Here is a 16,811-nt window from a genome sequence, read left to right as displayed (position 1 = left end):
GTTAAAGGTACCGACTGAGCTTGACAAAAGTGCTTGTCAAGCCCTAGACTGTTCTTCTGTGGTAAAAAGTGGGTTTTAGTGGATCAAACTGGATCAACTAACTTAGAAATAGGATCACGCATGTTTCGAGGTGCAAGTTCGCTAGCTTTGGATGACAAAGGGCGTTTTGCGGTGCCGACTAAGTACCGTCAACCGCTGCTGTCTGAAGATCAGGGAACCGTTATTTGTACTATTGCGATCAACGAACCGTGCTTATGGCTCTACCCACTCTCCGAATGGCTAGAAATTGAGACCAAACTAAGTCGCATCTCTAACACCAATCCCAGAGTGAGACGCTGGCAACGGATGTTGCTAGGTCATGCTACAGAATACCAACTAGATAAAAATGGCCGGATTTTACTGGCGCCTTCATTGCGGTCCCATGCGCAATTAGGCAAAAAGATTATGCTAGTTGGGCTACTCAATAAATTTGAAATTTGGGACGAAGAACGCTGGTATCAGCAAATGCAGGCAGATACCGAAATTGAACACTCAGGAAACTTTGAGGAAAGCCCTGAACTGGAAAACTTTTCCTTGTAGGGGTAAACAAATTAATGAGCGAAGAGTTTAAGCATATTTCGGTATTAATGACCGAAACCCTAGATGCCCTAGCAATTAACCCTGAAGGTATATATATCGATGGGACGTTTGGTCGTGGTGGGCATTCAGGTGAAATCCTCAAAAGGTTGTCGACTGGGCGTTTACAAGCCATAGATCAAGACCCTCAAGCGATTAAAGCGGCTGAAAAGTTTGCTGATGATACACGTTTCTCTATAGCGCGAAGCCGCTTCTCGCAAATTAAATCTGTCGCGGAACAAGCCGGTATCTTAGGTCAGGTTGATGGCATCTTGTTGGACATTGGTGTGTCTTCACCTCAGCTTGATGATGCAGACCGTGGCTTTAGCTTTATGAAAGATGGGCCACTGGATATGCGTATGGATCCTGATTCAGGTCGCAGCGCTGCACAGTGGCTAGCTGAAGCAGAGCTTGAAGAAATGGTGTTTGTGATCAAAAAGTATGGCGAAGAAAAGTTTGCCACTCGTATTGCTCGTAAAGTCATTGAAGTACGTGAGCACACCGCGATTACAACGACGGCGCAATTAGCGCAACTGATAGATGAAGCTGTGCCTGTCAAGGACAAACATAAGCATCCTGCAACTCGTACTTTCCAAGCTATTCGTATTTATATTAACAGCGAGTTAGAAGAAATTCAGACTGCATTGCAAGCGTCACTTGAGGTGTTAAAACCTGGTGGTCGGTTAGTGGTGATCTCGTTTCATTCTCTAGAAGATCGCATTGTAAAGCAGTTTATCAAGAAGCAGAGTAAGGGAGAGGCGATACCCAGAGGTCTGCCTTTAACGGATGAACAACTTAAACAAAATCTCACCTTAAAGGCAGTGGGTAAAGCCATTAAGCCTAGCGATGCAGAGATTGCACAAAATCCACGCTCGCGAAGCTCAGTATTAAGAGTGGCGGAGAAGCTCTAATGAATGCAAGTAAGCAACGTCAACCAAATCTATTTGTAGAAATAGGCTATTACATCATTGCTAATAAGTTGACGGCATTCTTGCTACTTACGATTTTGATTTCTGCACTCGCGGTAGTGCAAATTACCCATTTAACTCGCCAGCAATTGATACAGCAGGATGAGCTATTACAACAGCGCGATGAGTTAGACCTACAATGGCGTTACCTCGTTGTGGAAGAAGAGTTTTACTCTCAGCATGCAAGGATAGAAGAGATAGCCAAGATGCAGTTAGAGATGAAACGCCCAACCAGTAAAGATGAACAGGTGATTGTGCTGCCATGAATAAACAAAAGCAAAAAACTCAATCTATTATCACCTGGCGCTTTGCTCTAGTTTGCGGCGTGATGCTCACCGTTTTTATGACGCTTGTTGCACGCGCTGCATTTTTGCAAGTAATTGAGCCTGATAAGGCAATTGAAGAAAATGATAAGCGCACCGTACGGGTTGAGAAACTCAATGTCCAACGAGGTATGATCTTCGACCGCAATGGCAAAGAGCTGGCTGTGAGCGTGCCAGTTGTGAGCGTTTATGCAGATCCCCTTGCCATTGATAAGGCACTTGCCAAAAAAGTGTTACGTAAAGCCCGTAAAGAAGGTGAAGATTATAAAGCGTTAGAGCAAAATGATGCTGAGCTGAAAATACGGAAACAAGCTTGGTACGATGATGAGCTCAGGTGGAAAGAGCTTGCAGATGTACTCAGACTCAAACCAGAAAATGTCGATGAACGGCTTAGGGGAGACCCAAGCCGTCGTTTTGTCTATTTGAAGCGTCAAGTGACGGCGGTTGTTGCCAACTATATTCGTCAAATGCGCCTGCCGGGCGTGCACTTGCTTGACGAGTCCAAACGTTTTTACCCAAGCGGCGAAGTAACAGCGCACATGATTGGTGTAACCGATATTGATGGCAAAGGTATTGAAGGCGTCGAGCGTATGTTCGACTCTGCATTAACCGGTACGGCTGGTAAACGCACCATTCGAAAAGATGCGCAAGGTCGTGAAGTACAAGTACTTTCAGAAGAACAGCGTGTCGAGCCAGAAGATGTTTACCTGAGTATTGATTTACGGATCCAAGCCATTGCCTACCGCGCGTTAAAGTCGGCGGTACTGAGCTATAAAGCTACCTCTGGTTCGGCGATAGTTGTTGATGTACACACTGGCGAAATTTTAGCTTTGGTGAATAGCCCAAGCTTTAATCCTAACGATCTAAGTACTGCCGCACCTTATAAACGTCGCAATCGTGCTATGACTGACCTATTTGAACCCGGTTCAACCTTAAAGCCTTTAGCGGTATTGGCTGGTTTAAATTATGGTGCAGTTAAGGCAACAGACACGATAGATACCTATCCGGGCTGGATGAACTTAAGTGGTGGCTTAGTGAAAGACACTCGTAACAATGGTGAGCTGAGCTTAAGAGAGATCCTTAAAATCTCCAGTAACATGGGAGTTGCGAAGATCTCGCAGATGCTGCCAAAAGAGTATTTTATCAATCTATACCAACAAGTGGGTTTTGGTGAGCCAACGGGCTCAAATATGATTGGTGAAAGCGCAGGTCTATTTTATCCAAACCGCCGTTGGTCTAACTTTGAAATTGCAACACTCTCTTATGGTTACGCAGTATCTGTAAGCACTGCACAAATGGCGAGACTTTACGCCATGTTTGGAGCCGGCGGTATCTTGCGACCACTCACTATTGTGAAGCAAGATGAAATTCCTGAAGGCAAGCGTATTTTTAGCGAGCAAGATACACATGCCGTGGTAGAAATGATGGAGTCAGTATTTGAACGTGGCGGCACTGCCCATAACGTAAAGGTTGATGGATACCGTGCTGCTGGTAAAACAGGTACTTCAGAAAAAGCCGTGGCGGGTGGCTATGGTGATGAGTACGTTGGTTATTTTGCGGGCGTTGCACCGGTAAGTGACCCAAGGCTTGCGGTTGTGGTGATGGTTAATGAACCGGCGGGAGATGTTTACTATGGCGGTCAAACCGCAGGGCCTGCTTTTGCTGAAATAATGTCTAATGCACTGAGAATTTTAAATGTAGCGCCTGATAAAGAGCGCGTGGCTTATATTTCTGGAGCAGATAACGATGCGTGATCTGGCTCAGGTACTCAGTGATTATGGTGTCAATATTGCCCCTGTTAAGGTTGAGAATCTGCGCATAGACAGTCGAGCGATTGAGCCAGATGATTGTTTTATTGCACTGCAAGGTCATGCCCAAGACGGTGCTAAATATGCCGCCAGTGCCGTTGCGCAAGGCGCTAAATGTGTGCTTGCAGAAACGGGAAGCGAGCTTAATGTTGCACCAGAGCAAGCGATTTTTATCGACAATCTTGCCGATAAGTTGGCGGCAATTGCAGCGCAGTTTTATGCATACCCGAGTAAAAATCTCAAACTCACAGGCGTTACTGGCACCAACGGTAAATCTACCACGACAGCAATGATTGCCAATTTAGCGAGCCTAACCGGTAGTGCTGGTGCTGTGATAGGTACGCTTGGTTATGGTCAACCAGACAGCCTTATTCCGCTGGCAAACACCACGCCGTCAAACGTAGATTTACAACGTATTTTGGCGTTTTTACAGCAACAATATGATCAAGTCGCGATGGAGGTCTCTTCCCATGGCTTGGTGCAAGGTCGAGTTGACGAATGCGACTTTGATGTGGCTGTTTTCACCAACTTGACGCGCGATCACTTAGATTATCACGGTGATATGCAAAGCTATGCAGAAGCTAAGAAACTGCTATTCACTCGCTGTGCGCCAAATCACAAAGTCATCAATATTGACGATGAAGTGGGTGCAAGTTGGGCCGCTGAGTTTAATGACGATACAGTGGTTGTTTACGGTCGCTGGAGTGAAAAAAATAGCTACCAACAATATGTATTCTTTGATGCCGTGTCGGCACACCCAAATGGTTTGACGGCGACATTAAAAACCAGCTGGGGTGAATGTGAAGTCAGTGTGCCACTGTATGGTGAGTTTAATCTTTATAATTTAGCTGCTGCGATTGCGACTTTACTATTGCAAGGCACAAGTCTTGAAGCATTAAGCGAAGCTTGCAGCCAGCTCGCGCCAGTTGCAGGCCGCATGCAGCCATTTAGTGCCCCTGAAAAGCCTACGTGTATTGTTGATTATGCCCATACCCCAGACGCTTTGGCACTTGCACTACAAGCCTTGCGAGCACATGTTCCGGGCAATCTTATCTGTGTGTTTGGTTGCGGTGGTGATAGAGATAAAGGTAAGCGTCCTGAAATGGCGCGAGCTGCAGAGAAATATGCAGATAAACTGGTGATCACCAGTGATAATCCACGAAGCGAAGATCCCAATTTAATCATTGACGACGTTAAGGCAGGACTCATCCACCCTGAGTATGCTGTCTGCCAGCCAGATAGAGGGCTAGCCATTCAACACGCGATAGACCTAGCTGATGAAAACAGCGTGGTGCTGATTGCGGGGAAAGGGCACGAGGATTATCAAATTATAGGTACTGAGCGCATTGATTTTTGTGATAGGCAATGCGTTGCAGCGATTTTACGAGGGGAAAAGGCATGATCAAGATGGATTTTTCTTGGCTTGCAGCAGTCTTAAAAACCCCTTACGACGGGGAGAATTTGGCAGTCGCCAATATTAATACTGATACCAGAACAATACAGTCTGGAGAGGTATTTCTAGCACTTAAAGGGCCTAACTTTGACGGCCACCGTTTCTTGGGTGTGGCCAAAGCACATGGTGCTATCGCAGCTATTGTTTCTGAGCACGATGAAGATATCGATTTACCACAGTTTGTTGTTACAGATACGCGCATTGCTTTAGGCCAAATTGGCCGAGCAGTGATTGAAACTGTCGCCCCTAAAACCATTGCAATTACCGGCAGTGTCGGTAAAACCACAGTGAAAGAAATGTGTGCGGCGATTTTGGCGCAAAAAGGCAAAGTCCTTGCGACGAAAGGTAATTTTAATAACGACATCGGGGTACCGTTGACGCTATTGCGCTTAAGTGAAGATGATGAATATGCGGTGATAGAACTCGGCGCTAACCACTTGGGTGAAATTGCTTATACCACTGCATTAGTAAGTCCAGACGTGGCGACAGTATGTAACGTCGCACCAGCCCACATCGAAGGGTTTGGTTCAATTGATGGCGTAGGAAAAGCGAAAGGTGAGATTTTCTCAGGCCTAAAAGCTGACGGTGTCGCAGTCATCAATGCGGATAGCGATTATGCTCAGATGTGGCAGGAAAGCTTAGCTGTTTCTAAAGTGAAACGTTATAGCTTAAATGCTCAGCTTGATATTTGGGTGGAAGCAATTGAGTTGGATGAGCTAGCTCGCCCTACCTTCACGCTATGCCTGGGAGAAGAGCGTACCACCATTAGTTTACCGCTTAGTGGCCAGCACAACGTTGGCAATGCGTTGATTGCGGCTGCATTGACAACCGAGCTTGGCGCAAGCTTAAGTGAGGTGGCAACGGGTCTTGGAAAAATGGCTGAAGTAAAGGGCCGTGTCAACATGATCCAAGTCTCGGAAACGTTACGTGTCGTCGATGACACCTACAATGCAAACGTGAAATCTGTCAACGCGGCGATTGATTTACTGGCGTCTATGTCTGGCTATAAAGTATTGGCGTTGGGTGATATGGCAGAACTGGGTGAAGATGCTCGCGAATATCACCGTGAAGTCGGCGAGTATGCTAAGCAGCAAGGCATTGATGAATTGTTTTCATTGGGGGTGCTGAGTAGTAGCGCAAGCAATGTATTTGAAAAGCCAAATCGTCATTTCTCGACTCGCGAGAACTTAATGAAGGCGTTACGGGTTGTATTGGCCGAGCAATCAGGACAATGCACCGTTATCGTTAAAGGATCACGTAGTGCGCGGATGGAACTGCTCGTTGAAGAATTAGTAAACGCTGGCCAGTCGGATAGCGAGACAGGAGAAGTATCATGTTAGTTTGGCTAGCCGAGTATCTTACCCAATATTATTCTGGGTTTAACGTATTTTCTTACCTTACGTTGAGGGCGATTTTAGGCATTTTAACGGCCTTAATGATTTCGTTGTATTTTGGCCCTAAACTCATCGCTGCATTACAGCGCATGCAGATTGGTCAGACCGTACGTGATGATGGCCCTGAATCGCACTTGTCCAAGTCGGGTACCCCCACCATGGGTGGACTGTTAATTCTGGCTGCGATCTTTACCAGTACGCTACTGTGGGGCGACCTTAGCAACAAATATGTATGGGTGACGTTATTTGTCATTGGCAGCTTAGGTATTGTTGGGTTTGTGGACGATTACCGCAAGGTGATCAGAAAAGACAGTAAAGGCCTAATTGCACGTTGGAAATACTTTTGGCAGTCGGTTATTGCGATCTCTACGGCGGCATTTTTGTACTTTACGTCTACCAGCGCTGCGGAAACCACGCTAGTCGTGCCATTTTTGAAAGATGTATTACCACAACTTGGTTTGTTCTATTTGGTCATGAGTTACTTTGTGATTGTGGGTACGTCAAACGCAGTTAACCTGACTGATGGTTTGGATGGTCTTGCCATTGTTCCGACCATTTTGGTTGCCTCAGCACTCGCTATTATTGCATACGTTACTGGTAACGCGAATTTCTCAAGCTACCTCCATATTCCTCATTTACCACTCACGAGTGAACTGGTTGTGGTATGTACGGCGATTGTCGGCGCAGGCCTTGGTTTCTTATGGTTTAACACCTATCCTGCACAAGTTTTTATGGGCGATGTGGGTTCATTGGCGTTGGGTGGTGCACTCGGGATCATCGCTATTTTAGTACGCCAAGAGTTAGTGCTGATCATTATGGGCGGTGTATTTGTGATGGAGGCATTATCCGTGATTTTACAGGTAGGGTCTTACAAACTCAGAGGTCAGCGGATCTTTAGGATGGCCCCGATTCACCATCATTACGAATTAAAAGGATGGCCTGAGCCGCGCGTGATAGTCCGTTTTTGGATTATCTCGATTATCTTGGTTTTGGCCGGTCTTGCGACGTTGAAGATTAGATAATGACGTATATTGAGCAATTACAGAAAAAGCATGTCACAGTACTGGGACTTGGAGTCACAGGACAGGGGATTGTGCGTTTTCTGCTGTCGCACGGTATTAATCCAAAAGTGGTTGATAGTCGTCCAGTGCCTCCGAGCTCGGACTGGCTAAGTCACAACGCACCTGAATGTGAAGCGGTATTTGGCAATCTTGCTGATGCCGCTTTGGCGCAAACGGATCTGATTATCATCAGCCCAGGGATCCCGTTATTTGAACAAAGCGTTGCCGCTGCCATTGCCGAAGGCGTTGAAGTCATCGGCGATATTGAGCTATTTGCACGCCTTAATACCCGTCCGGTGATTGCCGTTACGGGCTCGAACGGTAAGTCCACCGTTGTTACGCTCGCGACAGAAGTATTGAAAGCCGCAGGCTTAAAAGTTGGGCTTGGCGGCAATATTGGCACGTCTGTGCTGTCGTTGTTAGAGCAGCCGCATGATGTTTATGTACTTGAGCTGTCTAGTTTTCAGCTTGAAACTACTCATAGCTTGGCTTGTTTGTCGGCAATGATCCTCAATATTACTGAAGATCACATGGATCGCTATCCTGATTTTCAAGCTTATATTGAAGCGAAGCAACGTATTTACCAGCATGTTGAACATATTGTCTTTAATGCTGAAGATCATTATACCTTTGCGCAGCATGGGCAAGGCAGCAGTGTATCTCTCACTGAGGGGGATTATCACTTAATGACCTTTGACGGTGAGGCGTATTTCGCACACAAACAAACACCATTGCTAGCGGTAAAAACGTTGGCGATGGTGGGGCGACATAATCAATTTAACGCCTTGGCGGTATTAGCATTATTAGCGCCGATGCAATTGCCTATGCAGGCATTTGCCAGCGCGTTTGCGAGTTTCACGGGGTTACCTCATCGTTGTCAGTTGGTTGCCGATGTTGCTGGGGTTCGCTACTTCAACGATTCGAAAGCAACGAATGTTGGCTCGACGGTCGCCGCTATTGATTCTTTAGCTTCAGGTCGCAAAAATATTATTTTGATCGTGGGTGGTGATGCGAAAGGGGCAGATCTTTCACCGCTCAAGACGCCACTCACTACGCATTGCAAAGCGCTATTTTGTTTCGGGCAAGACGGTGCACAGTTTATGCCACTGCTGCGCAATAGCCATCAAGTCAACAATTTGGAAGAAGCCGTGTTGGCGGCAAAAACGATAGCGACCAATGGTGATATTGTGCTATTAGCACCAGCCTGTGCCAGCATAGACATGTATCCAAACTATATGGCGCGTGGGGATGAGTTCGTCCGTTTAGTGGGGGAACATGCTTGATTAACGTCGCTGATATCAAAGAGGCGCTAACGCCTCGCCAGTCCGAGAGCTTATTTGACGTACCTTTGATGTACTGCATGCTCATGCTTATTGGAGTGGGATTTGTGATGGTGACAAGTGCTTCTATGCCGGTTGCCGAGCGACTATTTGATAACCCTTTTCACTTTACCATTCGCCACGTTATCTTTTTAGTGGGCTCGTTTATTCTCTTTTGGTTCGCGACAAGTGTGCCAATGACTTGGTGGAAACGCAGTAATCCATATTTGCTGCTTTTTGGCTTGGTACTGTTAGTGGCGGTACTCATTATTGGTCGCGAAGTAAATGGTGCAAGACGCTGGATCCCGCTTGGTCCTTTTGGTTTGCAAGTAGCAGAGGCATCTAAGCTATTTTTCTTCAGCTATATTGCCGGCTACTTGGTACGTAAACGCGATGAAGTACAAGAAAACATCAAAGGCTTCGCCAAGCCAATGATTGTGTTTGCGGTGTATGCGTTCTTAATTTTGATGCAACCAGATTTAGGTACTGTGGTAGTCATGTTTGTGACGACCGTTGGCCTGTTGTTTTTAGCCGGTGCAAGGCTTTGGCAGTTTTTTACCTTAATGCTTACCGGTGTCTCTTTGGTGGTACTGCTTATCATCATTGAGCCATATCGTATGAAGCGTGTCGTGGGCTTTTTAAACCCTTGGGAAGATCCATTTGGCGCCGGTTATCAATTGGTACAATCCCTAATGGCATACGGCCAAGGTGGCTGGTTTGGTCAAGGCTTGGGTAATAGCATACAAAAGCTACAGTATTTGCCGGAAGCACATAATGACTTTATTTTTGCTGTAATAGCGGAAGAACTGGGCTTTATTGGGGTATTTAGCATTATTATTGTACTCGGCGTATTGGTTACTCGAGCGCTTTTTATCGGGCAAAAGGCCCTTAAAGCAGGTAAAGAATACGAAGGGTATTTTGCCTTGGGCATTGGTATTTGGTTTGCCTTTCAGGCAGTCGTTAATATTGGTGCGAGCGCTGGCATTTTACCCACTAAAGGTTTAACACTGCCATTTGTTTCTTACGGTGGCTCTAGCCTTTGGGTGATGACAATTGCGGCAGGCATTCTACAACGTATAGATTTTGAGACAAAAATGTCGACAAGGCAGGCAACATCCCGTGGAGGTAGGCGATGACAAAACGTCTTCTAGTGGTCGCGGGCGGTACAGGTGGACATATTTTTCCAGGTATTGCAGTGGCACAATTTTTACAGGCGCAGGCTTGGCAAGTGAGCTGGGTTGGCACTGCGGACCGAATGGAAGCCGATGTGGTGCCGCGTTACGGTTTTGAAATTGATTTTATTGCCATGAAAGGCGTCCGTGGTAACGGGGTCAAACGATTACTAACCGCACCATTTATGGTTTTAAAAGCGATACTTGCAGCAAAGCGTATTTTACAACAGCGCAAACCTGATGTGGTGTTAGCCATGGGCGGTTATGTAACTGGCCCTGTAGGTGTTGCTGCGAAACTGCTTGGGATCCCTTTGGTGATCCATGAGCAAAATGCGGTTGCGGGTATGAGCAATAAGTTGCTGGCGAAAATTGCAAGTCGCGTATTAGCGGGTTTTCCCGGCGCATTCAATGAAAAGCTCGCTCAGGTTGTGGGGAATCCGGTACGTGCAAGTGTTGCTGAGATTAGCGATAAACCCGTTTCAGTGCCGTTAAATCTATTAATTGTCGGTGGTTCATTGGGAGCAAAAGCACTGAATGAAACCGTGCCAGAAGGACTCAAGTTACTAAAGCTACAGGTGGCCAGTATCGGATTAAATATTCGCCATCAAAGCGGTAAACATAACCAAGACGATACACAACAACGATATGAAAGTGCAGGCATTAATGCTGAGGTCAGCGAGTTCATTCATGATATGGATGCCGCATACGCTTGGGCTGACTTGGTTATTTGCCGTGCCGGTGCGCTTACCGTGAGTGAAATAGCCGCAGCTGGGAAAACGGCGATTTTTGTGCCTTTCCCACATGCCGTTGACGATCACCAGACGGCTAACGCGCAATTTTTAGTGTCGGCTGGGGCTGCTTATATATTACAGCAAACTGCACTGACGCCAGAAACGCTAGCAACGACACTGCAGCCACTTGTTATTGAGCCGCAAAAAATTGCGACCATGGCAGCAAAAGCGAGACAATGCGGTAAGTCGGAGGCAACAGCGAAAGTTGCCCAAATTTGTACAGAATTATCGAACTAGGATATTAAATGGAAGCTTCAAGCAGAAGAGCAATGCGACGTATCAACACCATCCACTTTATCGGGATTGGTGGTGCTGGTATGGGTGGGATTGCAGAAGTGCTGGCCTTTGAAGGTTACCGAATTACAGGCTCAGATATCGCCAAAAGTACGATGACAGAGCGATTAACAAATATGGGCGCCGAGATCTTTATCGGCCACCAAGCTGAAAATGTAAAAATGGCCGATGTGGTTGTGGTATCGAGTGCAATCAACGACCAAAACCCAGAGATCCAAGCGGCGAAGGCAAACCGTACGCCAATCGTTCGTCGCGCCGAAATGCTCGCCGAGTTGATGCGCTTTCGTCACGGGATTGCGGTAGCTGGAACACATGGTAAGACCACAACGACGAGCCTGATTGCGAGTATTTTTGCGCGGGCTGAGCTGGATCCAACCTTTATTATCGGTGGCTTGCTCAATAGTGCTGGTAGTAATGCCAAAGTGGGCAGCAGTGAATACCTTATCGCAGAAGCGGATGAGAGTGATGCATCGTTTTTGCATTTGCAGCCGATGGTGTCGGTGGTAACAAATATCGAAGAAGACCACATGGATACTTACGACGGTGACTTCGAAAAAATGAAAGACACCTACATCGAGTTTATCCATAACTTACCATTTTATGGTCTGGCGGTGGTGTGTATCGATTCGCCAGTCGTGAGAGAATTATTGCCACGCTTTGCAAGGCCGACAATCACGTATGGTGAGGCTAACGATGCGGATTATCAGTTATTGGACTTCAAGCAAACACAAAGTGAATCACACTTTAAAGTCAGAACCAAAGACGGTGAGTTACTTGAAGTGAAGCTAAATATGCCAGGTAAGCACAACGCATTGAATGCGCTGGCATCTATTGCGGTTGCAAAAGATCACAATATTGAAAACGAAGCGATTTATCAGGCGTTAGCCAACTTTGAAGGGGTAGGACGTCGCTTCCAGCATTACGGCTCATTCAATAATGAAGTGGGTGAGGTGATGCTGGTTGATGATTATGGTCACCATCCGTCTGAAGTTGCGATGACGATAAAAGCCGCTAAGTCTGGTTGGCCTGATAAGCGTTTGGTTATGATTTATCAGCCACATCGCTATAGTCGAACACGCGATTTATATGAAGATTTCGTAAAAGTGCTTTGCGATGTTGATAAACTACTGCTGTTAGATGTATATAGTGCCGGTGAAGCGCCCATCGTTGGTGCGGATAGTAAAAGTTTGTGCCGTAGTCTCCGTCAACGTGGCGTTGAGCCGATCCATATCAGTGACCATGGTGAATTGGCGAAAGTGTTGGCAAGCACCATGGAAGATGGTGACTTAGTGTTGACGCAAGGGGCTGGCAATATAGGTCAAATCGTGAAGCAGTTAGCCGCTACCGGGCTATCGATAGCGCAGTTAAAACAGAGTGAATTATGAGTAGTCAGTTTGGAAAAGTAGCCGTATTACTTGGCGGTAGTTCAGCAGAGCGAGAGGTGTCGCTAAAGTCTGGTAATGCAGTGCTAAATGCCTTCGTTAATCAAGGTATAGATGCGATTGCTTTTGATCCAGCAGAACGTAATTTATGGCAACTTAAAGACCTAGGTGTGGATCGCGTATTCATTGCACTGCATGGCCGTGGCGGTGAAGATGGTACTATTCAAGGTGCGCTTGAGTTTATGGGAATACCATATACAGGAAGCGGTGTACTTGGTAGTGCGCTTGCAATGGATAAAGTCCGCTGTAAGCATCTGTTTCAGTCTGCCAAGTTAAGTACGGCACCTTATGCTGTCGTAAGCAAAGAGACGGGTTTTGACGCTAAGGCGCTAATCGCTGAGTTTGGCAAAGTCATGGTAAAGCCAAGTCACGAAGGCTCGAGCATAGGTATGGCTCAGGCAGACAGCGAAGAAACCCTGACTGCGGCATTAAATAATGCCTTTAAGTTTGACGATCAAGTTCTCGTTGAACAATGGATCACTGGACGTGAGTTTACCGTGTCTATGCTTGGTAAAGAGGCATTGCCTGTTATTGAAATGCGTACGCCTCGTGGTTTTTACGATTATGAAGCGAAATACCAAGTCAACAGTACCGAGTATTATTGTCCGGCGGATATTAGCGCTGCACACACTGAGCAATTACAAGTGATGGCAAAGCACGCTTTTGAATTGGTTGGTGCCACTGGTTGGGGACGTGTTGACGCCATGCAAGATGAGCAAGGTCATTTCTATCTACTCGAGGTAAATACTGTACCTGGTATGACTGAAAAGTCGTTGGTGCCGATGGCAGCAAAAGCAACGGGTGTAAGTTTTGAGCAATTAGTTGTTCGCATTTTGGAGCAAACGCTTTAATATGCGAGCATTTTTAGCAGGGTTGAAGCTGATCAGTTCAAGAGTGAACTGGCCTCTTTTTTGGGGACTTAGCTTCTTCTTTGTGGTGATTTTTACATTGGTAAGAGGAACATACTGGGTAAGTGATTGGTTAGTTGCACATCATGATGCGCAAATAAAAACACTCAAAGTGCTCGGTAAACCGCATTATACCAATGAAGATGACATTGTGGCGGCAATTAAAACCGCAGATTTAAATAGTTTTTTTGAGCTTGATGTAAAAGCAGTCCACAAGGCGGTAAAGTCTTTGCCTTGGATTGCGACAGTGTCAGTCAGAAAACAATGGCCGGATACGCTGCAAGTCTATGTAGTGGAACATCAGCCGGTTGCGCATTGGAATAGCGATTCATTACTCAATGATGATGGCGAAGTATTCCAAGCGAGTAGTAACAAATTGCCGCAAGGGCTGCCTGAATTATATGGCCCTGAAGGAAGTGCTGAAGAAGCATGGCAAACATTTAAGCAGTTTAAAGCCTTGTTGGCGGTAAATCAGTTTACGTTGGAAAGTTTAGCGCTTTCAGAACGATTTGCTTGGCAGCTATGGCTGGACAATGGGATCCGCTTAAATTTAGGGCGTGAAGATAAAGCCAAACGAGTACAACGTTTTATCGACGTGTATCCACGTATGGAACGCCCTGAAGGTAAAGTAATCGATGTCATTGATTTACGCTACGACACGGGACTGGCAGTGAGTTGGAAAGAACCTACTGAGCAGCAAGAACAACAAAATAACAAGAGTGAAGCATGACAAAGTCGGCAGAAAGAAACTTAGTGATTGGATTAGATGTTGGCACATCAAAGGTCGTCGCCACAGTTGGGGAGATCACTGTGGACAATCAACTTAGTATTGTCGGTGTCGGACGCCAAGAGTCTCACGGCATGGATAAGGGCGGGGTAAACGATTTAGACCTCGTTTCTGAGTCTATTAAACGCGCTGTAGATGAAGCAGAGCTAATGGCCGATTGCAGAATAAGCTCGGTTTATTTGGGGATCTCAGGCAAACATATTCAGTGTCAAAACGAAAGTGGCGTGGTGGCAATAAACAATGCTGAAGTCACAGACGATGATATTGCCAATGTTATTCACATTGCACGCTCTGTGCCTATGTCTGCCGAACGCAAAATGCTGCACTCATTGCCGCAAGAATATAGCATCGACATGCAAGAGGGGATCAAAAACCCTCTGGGTATGAGTGGCGTAAGGATGGAAGCGAAAGCACATATCATTACGTGTTCGAATGACATGGCAAAGAATATTGAAAAGTGTGTTGAACGCTGTGGTTTGCAGGTAGACCAATTAACGTTTAACGCCTTGGCGTCATGTTACTCAGTGTTGACTGAAGACGAAAAAGAGCTTGGTGTTGCGGTATTAGATATCGGTGGTGGCACCATGGATATTGCGATTTATGTGAATGGAGCGTTGCGCCATACTGCCGTGATCCCAGTTGCGGGCAATCAGGTCACAGGCGATATAGCAAAAATATTTAGAACACCTATTTCGCATGCCGAGTCTCTGAAAGTACAATATGCCTTCGCGTCGAGCCAAATGGCATCAAGTGAAGAAACCATCGAAGTACCAAGTGTTGGTGGGCGTCCTGCTCGGGTAATGTCTCGTCATACTTTGTCTGAAGTGGTAGAGCCAAGATTTAGAGAACTGTTTGAGCTTGCACAAGAAGAATTACGTCGCTCAGGTTTTGAAGATCAAATTGCGGCAGGTCTTGTTATCACAGGCGGTAGCGCCAAGATGCAAGGTGCACAAGAAGTCGCAGAAGATATATTCCAAATGCCAGTAAGAATAGGGAAACCAATTGGCATTAAGGGATTAACAGATTATGTGGATGACCCTGCATATGCAACGGCGGTAGGTTTGTTACAATACGGCCGTTCACTACAATCGATGAATGCACAGAAGTCGAAAGTAGATGCAGAGGGGAGTTGGTGGAACCGTGTTACAAAATGGTTCCAAGGCGAGTTTTAATACTCAAGTCGGAGAGTGAAGATGTTTGATATTATGGAGCAGCACAGCGAAGAAGCTGTCATTAAAGTCATCGGTGTCGGTGGCGGCGGCGGTAACGCCGTAGAACACATGGTAAACCAAGAAATTGAAGGTGTACGTTTTATCGTAGCGAATACGGACGCACAAGCGTTACGCCGTTCGTCTGCGGATATTACCGTACAGCTGGGTACTCAGATTACCTCAGGTCTTGGAGCTGGCGCAAACCCAGAAGTGGGCCGCAGCGCAGCAGAAGAAGATCTAGAAACCATCAAGAGCAGCCTTGAAGGCGCAGACATGGTATTTATCGCAGCCGGTATGGGCGGCGGTACAGGTACCGGTGCCGCACCTGTTGTTGCACGCGCAGCAAAAGAACTAGGTATTTTGACTGTGGCTGTAGTAACGCGTCCTTTCGATCTCGAGGGTAAAAAGCGCATGGCTGCGGCTGAGCAAGGTATTGCTGAGTTGTCAGAAATTGTAGATTCACTTATTACAATTCCAAACAACAAATTGCTTAAAGTTCTTGGTAAAGGGACTACACTGCTAGATGCCTTCGCTAAAGCAAATGATGTGCTTTATGGCGCGGTACAAGGTATTGCAGAGCTGATCACACGCTCAGGTCTAATCAACGTTGACTTTGCGGATGTGAGAACCGTGATGTCAGCAATGGGTACTGCAATGATGGGGACGGCTTCGGCAACAGGTCCTGATCGTGCACAAGAAGCAGCGGAAGCCGCGATTTCTAGCCCGCTTTTAGAAGATGTTGATCTAACTGGCGCGAAAGGCATTTTGGTGAATATCACTGCTGGCATGGACATTACTATCGAAGAATTTGAGGTCGTTGGTAACCATGTTAAAGCGTTAGCGTCTGAGAACGCGACTGTGGTAGTGGGTGCTGTTATTGACCCTGAAATGAGCGAAGAGCTTAGAGTGACCGTGGTTGCTACAGGCTTAGGTGGTGACCGTCGTCCGCAATTTGGTATTGTAGACAATAGCTTTAGACAAGCCTCAGGCTCAGATGCGGTAGGTGGCACACAAACGAGCATGTATGTGCCAAGCTTTACACAGCCACAAACGTCAGCGGCAGAACCGGAGCAACCAACTGAAGCGCCAGCACCACAAGTGCAAGAACAGAAGCCACAACAAGCTTCTAGTTCAGCAAGCGCAAAAGGCAACGACAGTAAAGAAAAAGGTGACTACTTCGATATTCCGGCTTTTTTACGTAAGCAGTCAGACTAAAGTTGGTATAAAAAACAAGCAAAGATTGGCAGTTTGGTGGAACTATGTTA

15 protein-coding genes are annotated in these 16,811 nt (G+C 46.4%); all 15 read left to right on the top strand.

The genetic code is table 11. The features are described 5' to 3' along the window. Window positions 1-120: 120 nt before the first annotated feature. The 15 genes from mraZ to ftsZ are packed head-to-tail and all read left to right on the top strand — an operon-like array spanning window position 121 to window position 16,761. Window positions 121-579, top strand: a complete 459-nt coding sequence (gene mraZ / locus DS891_RS16955) for a division/cell wall cluster transcriptional repressor MraZ (RefSeq protein ID WP_010368661.1) — start codon at window positions 121-123, stop codon at window positions 577-579. 14 nt (window positions 580-593) lie between these two features. Further along, window positions 594-1,526 (top strand): 16S rRNA (cytosine(1402)-N(4))-methyltransferase RsmH, encoded by a 933-nt coding sequence (rsmH, locus tag DS891_RS16950; protein ID WP_039494187.1) that lies wholly within the window; start codon window positions 594-596, stop codon window positions 1,524-1,526. Beyond that, complete coding sequence (ftsL, locus tag DS891_RS16945) at window positions 1,526-1,849, top strand: cell division protein FtsL (protein WP_010368658.1); 324 nt, start codon at window positions 1,526-1,528, stop codon at window positions 1,847-1,849. Before rsmH ends, ftsL begins: the two co-directional genes overlap by 1 nt. After that, the gene (locus DS891_RS16940; protein ID WP_010605806.1) at window positions 1,846-3,660 is read left to right on the top strand and encodes a peptidoglycan glycosyltransferase FtsI; all 1,815 of its coding nucleotides are present in this window, start codon (window positions 1,846-1,848) and stop codon (window positions 3,658-3,660) included. Before ftsL ends, DS891_RS16940 begins: the two co-directional genes overlap by 4 nt. Then, window positions 3,653-5,116, top strand: coding sequence for a UDP-N-acetylmuramoyl-L-alanyl-D-glutamate--2,6-diaminopimelate ligase (locus DS891_RS16935; protein ID WP_174170442.1), 1,464 nt, complete (start codon window positions 3,653-3,655; stop codon window positions 5,114-5,116). Before DS891_RS16940 ends, DS891_RS16935 begins: the two co-directional genes overlap by 8 nt. After that, the gene (gene murF / locus DS891_RS16930; protein ID WP_174170441.1) at window positions 5,113-6,507 is read left to right on the top strand and encodes a UDP-N-acetylmuramoyl-tripeptide--D-alanyl-D-alanine ligase; all 1,395 of its coding nucleotides are present in this window, start codon (window positions 5,113-5,115) and stop codon (window positions 6,505-6,507) included. Before DS891_RS16935 ends, murF begins: the two co-directional genes overlap by 4 nt. Continuing rightward, window positions 6,501-7,583, top strand: coding sequence for a phospho-N-acetylmuramoyl-pentapeptide-transferase (gene mraY, locus DS891_RS16925; protein WP_010368649.1), 1,083 nt, complete (start codon window positions 6,501-6,503; stop codon window positions 7,581-7,583). The genes murF and mraY overlap by 7 nt, the downstream gene beginning before the upstream one ends. Further along, on the top strand, window positions 7,583-8,905 hold the full coding sequence (gene murD, locus DS891_RS16920) for a UDP-N-acetylmuramoyl-L-alanine--D-glutamate ligase (RefSeq protein WP_174170440.1): 1,323 nt from the start codon (window positions 7,583-7,585) through the stop codon (window positions 8,903-8,905). The genes mraY and murD overlap by 1 nt, the downstream gene beginning before the upstream one ends. Beyond that, on the top strand, window positions 8,902-10,077 hold the full coding sequence (gene ftsW / locus DS891_RS16915) for a cell division protein FtsW (RefSeq protein ID WP_010368646.1): 1,176 nt from the start codon (window positions 8,902-8,904) through the stop codon (window positions 10,075-10,077). The genes murD and ftsW overlap by 4 nt, the downstream gene beginning before the upstream one ends. Then, window positions 10,074-11,141: an undecaprenyldiphospho-muramoylpentapeptide beta-N-acetylglucosaminyltransferase gene (gene murG, locus DS891_RS16910; RefSeq protein WP_010605802.1), complete on the top strand. Its 1,068-nt coding sequence runs from the start codon at window positions 10,074-10,076 to the stop codon at window positions 11,139-11,141. Before ftsW ends, murG begins: the two co-directional genes overlap by 4 nt. Window positions 11,142-11,149: 8 nt before the next feature. Beyond that, window positions 11,150-12,583: a UDP-N-acetylmuramate--L-alanine ligase gene (murC, locus tag DS891_RS16905; RefSeq protein ID WP_017217163.1), complete on the top strand. Its 1,434-nt coding sequence runs from the start codon at window positions 11,150-11,152 to the stop codon at window positions 12,581-12,583. After that, on the top strand, window positions 12,580-13,491 hold the full coding sequence (locus DS891_RS16900) for a D-alanine--D-alanine ligase (RefSeq protein WP_010605800.1): 912 nt from the start codon (window positions 12,580-12,582) through the stop codon (window positions 13,489-13,491). The genes murC and DS891_RS16900 overlap by 4 nt, the downstream gene beginning before the upstream one ends. Before the next feature lies 1 nt (window position 13,492). Further along, a complete protein-coding gene (locus tag DS891_RS16895) occupies window positions 13,493-14,278 on the top strand; it encodes a cell division protein FtsQ/DivIB (RefSeq protein ID WP_174170439.1) in 786 nt (261 codons plus the stop codon). Next, window positions 14,275-15,507 (top strand): cell division protein FtsA, encoded by a 1,233-nt coding sequence (gene ftsA, locus DS891_RS16890; protein ID WP_010605798.1) that lies wholly within the window; start codon window positions 14,275-14,277, stop codon window positions 15,505-15,507. The genes DS891_RS16895 and ftsA overlap by 4 nt, the downstream gene beginning before the upstream one ends. A gap of 21 nt (window positions 15,508-15,528) precedes the next feature. After that, window positions 15,529-16,761: a cell division protein FtsZ gene (gene ftsZ / locus DS891_RS16885; RefSeq protein ID WP_174170438.1), complete on the top strand. Its 1,233-nt coding sequence runs from the start codon at window positions 15,529-15,531 to the stop codon at window positions 16,759-16,761. Window positions 16,762-16,811 lie beyond the last annotated feature (50 nt).

The organism is Pseudoalteromonas sp. JC28 (assembly GCF_013319255.1).
GTDB lineage: Bacteria > Pseudomonadota > Gammaproteobacteria > Enterobacterales > Alteromonadaceae > Pseudoalteromonas.
This window is presented reverse-complemented; position numbering and strand designations above follow the sequence as displayed.

What these genes read in the sequence shown, in the direction of transcription:
- DS891_RS16940 (WP_010605806.1), top strand. Translation starts at nt 1,846, where the DNA reads ATGAATAAACAAAAGCAAAAAACTCAATCTATTATCACCTGGCGCTTT.
- ftsL (WP_010368658.1), top strand. Translation starts at nt 1,526, where the DNA reads ATGAATGCAAGTAAGCAACGTCAACCAAATCTATTTGTAGAAATAGGC.
- DS891_RS16935 (WP_174170442.1), top strand. Translation starts at nt 3,653, where the DNA reads ATGCGTGATCTGGCTCAGGTACTCAGTGATTATGGTGTCAATATTGCC.
- ftsA (WP_010605798.1), top strand. Translation starts at nt 14,275, where the DNA reads ATGACAAAGTCGGCAGAAAGAAACTTAGTGATTGGATTAGATGTTGGC.
- mraZ (WP_010368661.1), top strand. Translation starts at nt 121, where the DNA reads ATGTTTCGAGGTGCAAGTTCGCTAGCTTTGGATGACAAAGGGCGTTTT.
- murG (WP_010605802.1), top strand. Translation starts at nt 10,074, where the DNA reads ATGACAAAACGTCTTCTAGTGGTCGCGGGCGGTACAGGTGGACATATT.
- mraY (WP_010368649.1), top strand. Translation starts at nt 6,501, where the DNA reads ATGTTAGTTTGGCTAGCCGAGTATCTTACCCAATATTATTCTGGGTTT.
- DS891_RS16895 (WP_174170439.1), top strand. Translation starts at nt 13,493, where the DNA reads ATGCGAGCATTTTTAGCAGGGTTGAAGCTGATCAGTTCAAGAGTGAAC.
- DS891_RS16900 (WP_010605800.1), top strand. Translation starts at nt 12,580, where the DNA reads ATGAGTAGTCAGTTTGGAAAAGTAGCCGTATTACTTGGCGGTAGTTCA.
- ftsZ (WP_174170438.1), top strand. Translation starts at nt 15,529, where the DNA reads ATGTTTGATATTATGGAGCAGCACAGCGAAGAAGCTGTCATTAAAGTC.
- murF (WP_174170441.1), top strand. Translation starts at nt 5,113, where the DNA reads ATGATCAAGATGGATTTTTCTTGGCTTGCAGCAGTCTTAAAAACCCCT.
- murC (WP_017217163.1), top strand. Translation starts at nt 11,150, where the DNA reads ATGGAAGCTTCAAGCAGAAGAGCAATGCGACGTATCAACACCATCCAC.
- murD (WP_174170440.1), top strand. Translation starts at nt 7,583, where the DNA reads ATGACGTATATTGAGCAATTACAGAAAAAGCATGTCACAGTACTGGGA.
- rsmH (WP_039494187.1), top strand. Translation starts at nt 594, where the DNA reads ATGAGCGAAGAGTTTAAGCATATTTCGGTATTAATGACCGAAACCCTA.